Genomic DNA, 6,683 nt, shown 5'->3' with positions numbered 1-6,683 from the left:
GGGACCCGGTCCGGAACCGCCAGATGATCCCCTCGACCACCCGACGATGATCCTGGAACGGGCGCCCCCCGGCCCGGGCAGCAACCGGCATCAACGGCTCCAAACGCCCCCACGCGGCATCCGAAAGACTACGAGTACGAGACATCCCACCATGATCTCGTTCATCCCACCTCGGGGTTAGGAGACACGCCCTAGCCCAGGGTGGCGGTGTCGATCACGAAGCGGTAGCGGACGTCGGAGGACAGGACACGCTCGTAGGCCTCGTTGATGGCGTCGGCGGAGATCAGCTCGACCTCGGGCGCGATGCCGTGCTCGGCGCAGAAATCGAGCATCTCCTGGGTCTCGCGGATGCCGCCGATGCCCGATCCCGCGAAGGAGCGCCGCTGGTTGAACAGCGTGAACACGTGCAGGGGAAGGGCATCGGCCGGGGCGCCCACGTTGACCATGGTCCCGTTCAGGCCGAGCAGTGAGAGGTGCGCGTCCAGGTCGATCTTGGCGCTCACGGTGTTGATGATGAGGTCGAAGGTGTTCTCGAGCTGCTTGAACGTGTCCGGGTCGCTGGTGGCGTAGTAGTGCTCGGCGCCGAAGCGCTTGCCGTCCTCCTGCTTGCTGAGGCTCTGCGAGAGCACGGTGACCTCTGCGCCCATCGCCGAGGCGATCTTGACGGCCATGTGGCCGAGTCCGCCCATGCCGACGACCGCGACCTTCTTGCCCGGACCCGCGTTCCAGTGGGACAGCGGCGAATAGGTGGTGATGCCCGCGCAGAGCAGGGGTGCCGCGGCTTCGTAGGGGATGCTCTCGGGCACCGTGAGGACGAAGTCCTCGTCGACCACGATGTGCGTCGAGTAGCCGCCCTGCGTGATCGAGCCGTCGCGATCGACGGACGCGTACGTGCCGACGTTGCCGTTGAGGCAGTACTGTTCCTCCCCCTGCAGGCAGTTCGAGCACTCGCGGCAGGAGTTCACCATGCAGCCGACGCCCACGCGGTCGCCGACCTTGTGGCGGGTCGCCCCGCTGCCGGCTTCCTCGACGACGCCGACGATCTCGTGGCCGACCGTCAGCGGGTACTGCTGGGGGCCCCACTCGCCGCGCACCGTGTGGATGTCGGAGTGGCAGACCCCGGCGTACGCGATCTTGATCAGTACGTCCTTCGGTCCGACGTCGCGCCGCTCGATGGTCGTGGGGACGAGCGGGTCCGTGGCGGACGGTGCTGCGTAGGCCTTGACGGTCTTCATGGGTTTCTCCTGGGAGATCGGGGACACGGCTCGCAGGGTTGCGGGCCGGGGGGTCTGGTGGTTGTCGTCCGGGAGCGGATCAGGGGTGCTTCGAGGACCCTGCCGAGCGGGGTGGCGGCGGTGATGTCCGGCGGTCACTGGACGTCGGGCCGCACGAGGCGGGCTGCCGGCGGATGCGGACCTCCGTGCGGGCGCGCCCGGGAGTGGGGACGTCATGGACGTCCTGGTGGTTTCTCACTGTTCCAACGTTAGGGCGGATCGCCGGCGCACGGGGCGCCCGCCCGCTCCCTGCAACGCCGGCCCCGTTCGTGCCCTATGCTGTCCCGCCGCCGATCGGCCCCGGCCCCGCGTCAGCCGGGAGGCGCTGCGGCGAGGAGCGCTTCCGCTGCACGCCCGGTCAGCCAGGCGACGGCCGCCGATTCCTCCGCGAAATACCGGCTCGGTGTAGCCGACCGGTAGTTGAAGGCGGTGAGGACCCTGCTCACCTCGTCGACCCCGATCACGCCCGTCCGCAGGGAGCAGGTGTCCTTGATGAGCAGACGCCGGGCTTCCGGGGTGAGTGCGTCGACCAGCCCGATGTTCACCAGGAGCGGACGCTTGCCCCGCGGTGACGCCGCCGTCACGGCCGCCATCGTCGAGCGCACGTCATCACCGCCGATCGTGATCCCCGCCGCCCACTCGAGGCGCAGGAAGTCGCCGTCGTCCGTGAGCGTGTAACGGGCCTGCTCCCCCGCGTCCCTGGTCATCTGCATCCGTTCGTGTCGACCCCCAGGTCCGATCCTAGGCGCCAAGGGACCGGCGCGGCCCCGACCACTGACGCGGCGGGTGACGCATTGTGGCACGGGCGGCATCCGGTGGAGGATGGGACGAACCACCCCGGACGACCTCAAGGAGCATTCCATGGACTACACGTTCGATGTCCTCGTGATCGGCGGGGGGCCCGCCGGCATGGCGGCCGCCACGCGTGCGGCGGAGCTCGGGGCGCGCACCGCCGTCGTCGAACGCTCCGCCCTCGGCGGGACGTGCGTGAACTCGGGGTGCGTCCCCACCCGCGTGCTCGCCAAGACCGCCCGCCTGTTCCGCGAGGTCCGCACGGCGTACGACTACGGGATCGTCGTCGCCGAACCGTCCGTCGACTGGGACAAGACGGTGCAGCGGGTGCGCGCCACGGTGGCCCGGGTGCTCGACGCCAAGGGCTATGGGCCCACGATGGAACGCCTCGCCATCGACCTCATCGGGGGCGACGCCGAACTCACCGGCGAGCACAGTGTCGTCGTGGACGGCCGGGAGATCACCGCCGCCGCGATCATCCTGTGCATCGGCGGCAGCGGCCGCCGCCTCCCGATCGAGGGGGCCGAGCTCGCCGTCCTGCCGGACGAGGTACTGGACCTGCCGGCCCTGCCCGGCACGGTCGCGATCATCGGCGGTGGCCACACCGGAGCGCAGATGACCACCATCTTCGACGCCATGGGCTCGGAGGTCCTCCTCCTCGAGGTCGCACCGCGGATCCTGATGACGGAGGACGAGGACGTCGCGGACGTCGTCACCGCCAGCTTCCGTGCCAGGGGTATCCGGGTGGAGGCCGGTATCAGCGGTATCGACGGCATCCGCCGGGACGGCGACGGCCTCACGCTCACCTGGCAGCGCGACGACGAGCCGGAGTCCCTCAGCGTGGACGCCGTCGTCATGGCCGCCGGCTGGCCCGCGAACCTCGCCGGGCTGGGCCTCGACGCGGCGGGCGTCCGGACCACCCGCTCCTTCATCCCGGTGGACGACTACCTGCGGTCCAGCGTGCCGCACATCTTCGTGGCGGGCGATGCGAACGGCAGCAGCATGCTGGTGCAGGCGGCCGTCTTCGAGGGTGAGACGGCGGCCGAGAACGCCGTGATGGGGGCCATGCGCACCACGCCGCACCATCTCCTGCCCGAGGGCGGGTTCACCGACCCCGACTACGCGGGCGTGGGACTGACGGAGGCCCAGGCGAGGCAACGGGACACCGAGTGCCACGCCGTCACCGTGCCCTACGCTGCCGTCGAGCGACCCATCATCGACGACCGCGAGCAGGGCTTCCTCAAGCTCGTGATCGACCGGCGCCGCGAGCTGATCCTCGGCGCACACGCGGTGGGCGAGAACGCCGTCGAGGTCATCACCGCGGTGGCCGCCGCCATGGCGGCGGGCACCGACCTGGCGACGCTGGCCCGGGTGAAGTTCGCGTACCCCACGTACAGCGCGATCATCGGACAGGCCGCCAGGGCCGGCCTCCACGGCTGACGCCCCGGCCCGCCCGGCAGTCGCGCTGCGGGTGGAGGGGAAGGAGGCGCCCCGGCCGTCCGGGTCAGGAGGTGCGGGTCAGCGTCCGGTACTGGGGATTCTGCTCGAGGAAGCGCCGGGCCGCGGCGCATCCGGCGACGAGGTCGAGCCGGCGCTTGTGGGCGCTCAGGACCGCGCGCCGCATCAGGACCGGGCCGAGGCCACGCTGCTCGAAACCCCGCATCTCGACCAGCGCCCGCAGGGTCAGCTCGCCGCCGAGCATCGAGTACTCGAGGTAGGCGGCGAGGCCGCCGTCGACGAACAGCTCGAACCGCGAGCTGAAGGCCGAGTCCTTGAAGACCTGCCGGGAGACGGTCGCGTCTCCGCGGGCGGCGGCCCGGCGGCCCCGGTGCTCGATCTCGCCCACCACCGCCGCGTACCGCTCTCCGGCCTGCGGGGGTGGGGAGTCGGCGTCGAGCAGGCGGAACATCCTGTCGGCGAGGACGCGGAGATCGGCCAGGGACAAGGTGCCGACGTCGGAGACCGTGGCGTCCTCCATCCACTGCGCCTCGCGCTCCCGCTTCGTGGGAGGCGCGACGACGTCGGGGGCCGGGTCGTCGGTGACGGCCGGCCCTGCCGGCACGGCGTGCAGTGCGTGGCCACCGGCTTCGCCGGTGACATCGGGAACGGTTGATGATTCTGGCATGGAAGATCCGATGATGGTCAGGAAACCGAAGCCTTCTGCTAGACCGTGGCAGGTGGAACGCTAACCGGTACCACCCCCAAAAGACCGGGCGGCCCGCTGCCGGCAGCCTGTCCCCCGGCCGGGGCCGATTGTCGGGTGCCGGCCCTGTGGCGCACTGCTACTGTTGCAGCCATCCACATTGCAAGGGCGCTGGGTGACGATCGGCAGGATGGCGAGGCGATGACCGACAAGAAATTCACCGTGACCGAGGAGTCCACGAGCAAGCATCCGCACGACTGGGGGCGCGCCATGGCGGTGGCCATCAGCCGCTTGACGGATCTGGCGCGTGAGGCCGGAGACACCGTGCACGACGAAGCCCTCATCGGCGAGGACCTCCAGCTCTTCGTGGAGGACACCGAGGACGGCGTGAACATCAGCATGTCCTGGACTCCCGGGGAGCAGGCCTCGGCCCCCTCGGAGACACCTGCACGTCCGGTCGACGGCGTCGCCGGACACGACGGCGGGTCAGGCCACGGCGCAGCAGACCGGCGCATCGACCCCGCGGGCGGCAGCACCACCGGCGTGGGGCAGTGAGCGCAAGCGCAAGCCGCCGGACACATCAGTAAGCAGACTGATGATCCTGTGCGTAGGGTGGGAGGGAAGCACCCGGCCAACGATGCGGAGGACAGCATGAGCGAACGAAAGAACCCTGATCCCTCGAATGCGGGGAACCCCGATCCGGAGGAGATGAACCTGACGGGCCTCGAGCCCGGGGGCGGCGTCCCGCCGGGCGAGACACCTCCCGGCGAAGCCAGCACCACATGGCAGCAGCCGACCATCGAGAACAAGACCCAGTCGAAGGCCGTCACCGGTCTCTGGATCGGCGTCATCGCCGTCGTCGTCCTGCTGGTCCTGCTGTTCATCGTCGGCAACATCATCGGGCTGTTCAACCTGACCTGAGCGGACTCGGTACGACGAAGCCCCCGTCCGGTGGACGGGGGCTTCGTCGTGCCGGAACGGTGATCAGGCCTCGGCGCCGTCGCGCAGCCCGTAGTGGTCGATCAGGGCCGCCTCCTCCTCCGGCGAGAGTTCGACGCTGCTGTTGGCGCCGGGGGCGCCGACGATCTCCTTCTTCGTCCAGGCGAGGCGGAGATCGTCACCCTCGAAACGCGAGTTCGCCAGGGGTACGTAGTGCTTGCGCGAGTTGAGCAGTCCGAGCGACACCGTGACCCAGGCGGGGATCCCCGATTCCTTCTCGAGGTGCACGTCGTTGACGTCGCCGAGCTTCTTGCCCTTGCTGTCCCAGGCCGTCGCAGCCTGAAGTTTCGTGATTTCGGCCTCAGCCATGGGTGTTCCCTTCATTGGAGGAGCTTCGCGTCGTTCCCCATTCCAGCCCAGATACCGCCCGGGGGCAATCGACGCGTGGAGTGCGGTTCCGCTCACGCGTTGTCGGCGGCCTCACCGAGCATGGGGAGGAAGCGCTCGAGTGCCCAGGGCAGGCTCAGCGGGTTGGCCGCGGAGATGGACAGCGTCAGCGTGTTGTCGCTGTCCGCCACGAGCGCCCCGCTCCCGACCGCGGGGATCTGCTTCAGGAGCGGATCGACGGCGATGGCCTGCTTGGTGGCCTCGTCCGCGACCCAGGTCACGAAGAGGTCGGAGTCCAGCTCGTCGGCGCGCTCGGCCGACCACGGGATGAAGAATTCCGAGGAGTCCTTCGTGTTCTCGGTGACGACGTCGGCCTGGACCATGCCGAGCTCGGTCAGGAAGCGCGGGCGGTTGTCGTTGGCGGTGTAGATGCTGACGCCGTCGGCGCTGGCCGGCTCGAGGTTGCCGTAGATGAAGGTCCTGCCGTCAAGCTGCGGGTACTCGGCGGCGGCGTCCGCGATGGTCTGCTCCGTCTCGGCCACGAGCTGCTCCGCGTCGTCGGACAGGCCCAGCGCCTTGCCGATGATGCGCGTGGAGTCCTGCCACGCGGTGCCGTAGGGGACCTCCGGGTAGGCCACGACGGGGGCGATCTTGCTCAGGGTGTCGTAGTCCTCCTGGGAGAGCCCGGAGTACGCCGCGAGGATGACGTCGGGGTCGGTGGCGGCGATGTCGTCGAAGGCGATGCCGTCGGTCTCGGAGTACTGGACAGGGGCATTCGCGGTGCCGATGGCGGCATCGAGTTCCTCGAGCCGGGCGTCCTTCCAGGGGGTGGACTGGTTCTCGTTGCCGCCGTAGGTGTCGGCGGGCATCCCCACGGGCACGACGCCGAGCGCCAGGGACACATCCGCGTTCACCCAGGACACCGTCGCCACCCGTTCGGGCTGCTCGGCGAGGGTGGTCTCGCCGAAGGCGTGGTCGATGGTCACCGGGAAGGCCCCGGCATCAGCGGACGCCGTGGAGCCGTCGGCTGCGGATCCACTGTCGGCGGGGCCGGTGGAGCAGGCGGTGAGGGACAGGACGGCGATCGCGGCAGCGGCCACGAGGCTGCGGAGGCGTGTGGGGGCCATGAGATTCCTTGACTTCTGCGG

At 69.9% G+C, this 6,683-nt stretch carries 9 protein-coding genes; 3 read left to right on the top strand and 6 right to left on the bottom strand.

The features are described from left to right. The 3 genes from IWX63_RS16940 to IWX63_RS10380 form a co-directional block, all read right to left on the bottom strand. The coding region (locus IWX63_RS16940) for a transposase (RefSeq protein ID WP_442859120.1) at positions 1-145 on the bottom strand (145 nt) is incomplete at its 3' end. A gap of 46 nt (positions 146-191) precedes the next feature. After that, on the bottom strand, positions 192-1,235 hold the full coding sequence (locus tag IWX63_RS10385; protein ID WP_199278079.1) for an NAD(P)-dependent alcohol dehydrogenase: 1,044 nt from the start codon (positions 1,233-1,235) through the stop codon (positions 192-194). A gap of 350 nt (positions 1,236-1,585) precedes the next feature. Then, a complete protein-coding gene (locus IWX63_RS10380) occupies positions 1,586-1,981 on the bottom strand; it encodes a hypothetical protein (protein WP_199278078.1) in 396 nt (131 codons plus the stop codon). 154 nt (positions 1,982-2,135) lie between these two features. Here IWX63_RS10380 and IWX63_RS10375 point away from each other — a divergent pair, with 154 nt between their 5' ends. Next, on the top strand, positions 2,136-3,506 hold the full coding sequence (locus IWX63_RS10375) for a dihydrolipoyl dehydrogenase family protein (RefSeq protein WP_199278077.1): 1,371 nt from the start codon (positions 2,136-2,138) through the stop codon (positions 3,504-3,506). Positions 3,507-3,570: 64 nt separating this feature from the next. Here IWX63_RS10375 and IWX63_RS10370 read toward each other — a convergent pair whose 3' ends face one another. Beyond that, positions 3,571-4,191: a GNAT family N-acetyltransferase gene (locus IWX63_RS10370; protein ID WP_199278076.1), complete on the bottom strand. Its 621-nt coding sequence runs from the start codon at positions 4,189-4,191 to the stop codon at positions 3,571-3,573. A gap of 219 nt (positions 4,192-4,410) precedes the next feature. Between IWX63_RS10370 and IWX63_RS10365 the strand changes: the two genes are divergently transcribed. Next, a complete protein-coding gene (locus IWX63_RS10365) occupies positions 4,411-4,764 on the top strand; it encodes a hypothetical protein (RefSeq protein ID WP_199278075.1) in 354 nt (117 codons plus the stop codon). A 96-nt stretch (positions 4,765-4,860) separates the two neighbouring features. Next, complete coding sequence (locus IWX63_RS10360; protein ID WP_199278074.1) at positions 4,861-5,130, top strand: DUF6480 family protein; 270 nt, start codon at positions 4,861-4,863, stop codon at positions 5,128-5,130. 63 nt (positions 5,131-5,193) lie between these two features. On the opposite strand, the gene IWX63_RS10355 is transcribed toward IWX63_RS10360, so the two are convergent. Together IWX63_RS10355 and IWX63_RS10350 are read right to left on the bottom strand one after the other, a co-directional pair. Beyond that, entirely contained in the window at positions 5,194-5,517 is a 324-nt protein-coding gene (locus IWX63_RS10355; RefSeq protein ID WP_199278073.1) for a PRC-barrel domain-containing protein, read from the bottom strand. 92 nt (positions 5,518-5,609) lie between these two features. Further along, positions 5,610-6,662 carry an iron-siderophore ABC transporter substrate-binding protein gene (locus IWX63_RS10350; protein ID WP_199278072.1) on the bottom strand — a complete coding sequence of 351 codons (1,053 nt, stop codon included), beginning with the start codon at positions 6,660-6,662 and terminating at the stop codon, positions 5,610-5,612. Positions 6,663-6,683 lie beyond the last annotated feature (21 nt).

It is taken from the genome of Arthrobacter sp. CAN_A2 (assembly GCF_015752045.1).
In the GTDB taxonomy this organism is placed as follows: Bacteria; Actinomycetota; Actinomycetes; order Actinomycetales; family Micrococcaceae; genus Arthrobacter_D.
The sequence above is the reverse complement of the archived record's forward strand: the minus strand, read 5'-3'. Positions and strand labels throughout refer to the sequence as shown.

Bases quoted from the DNA above. Each gene is read 5' to 3' on its own strand.
- IWX63_RS10385 (WP_199278079.1), bottom strand. From the start codon at position 1,235: ATGAAGACCGTCAAGGCCTACGCAGCACCGTCCGCCACGGACCCGCTC.
- IWX63_RS10380 (WP_199278078.1), bottom strand. From the start codon at position 1,981: ATGACCAGGGACGCGGGGGAGCAGGCCCGTTACACGCTCACGGACGAC.
- IWX63_RS10375 (WP_199278077.1), top strand. From the start codon at position 2,136: ATGGACTACACGTTCGATGTCCTCGTGATCGGCGGGGGGCCCGCCGGC.
- IWX63_RS10370 (WP_199278076.1), bottom strand. From the start codon at position 4,191: ATGCCAGAATCATCAACCGTTCCCGATGTCACCGGCGAAGCCGGTGGC.
- IWX63_RS10365 (WP_199278075.1), top strand. From the start codon at position 4,411: ATGACCGACAAGAAATTCACCGTGACCGAGGAGTCCACGAGCAAGCAT.
- IWX63_RS10360 (WP_199278074.1), top strand. From the start codon at position 4,861: ATGAGCGAACGAAAGAACCCTGATCCCTCGAATGCGGGGAACCCCGAT.
- IWX63_RS10355 (WP_199278073.1), bottom strand. From the start codon at position 5,517: ATGGCTGAGGCCGAAATCACGAAACTTCAGGCTGCGACGGCCTGGGAC.
- IWX63_RS10350 (WP_199278072.1), bottom strand. From the start codon at position 6,662: ATGGCCCCCACACGCCTCCGCAGCCTCGTGGCCGCTGCCGCGATCGCC.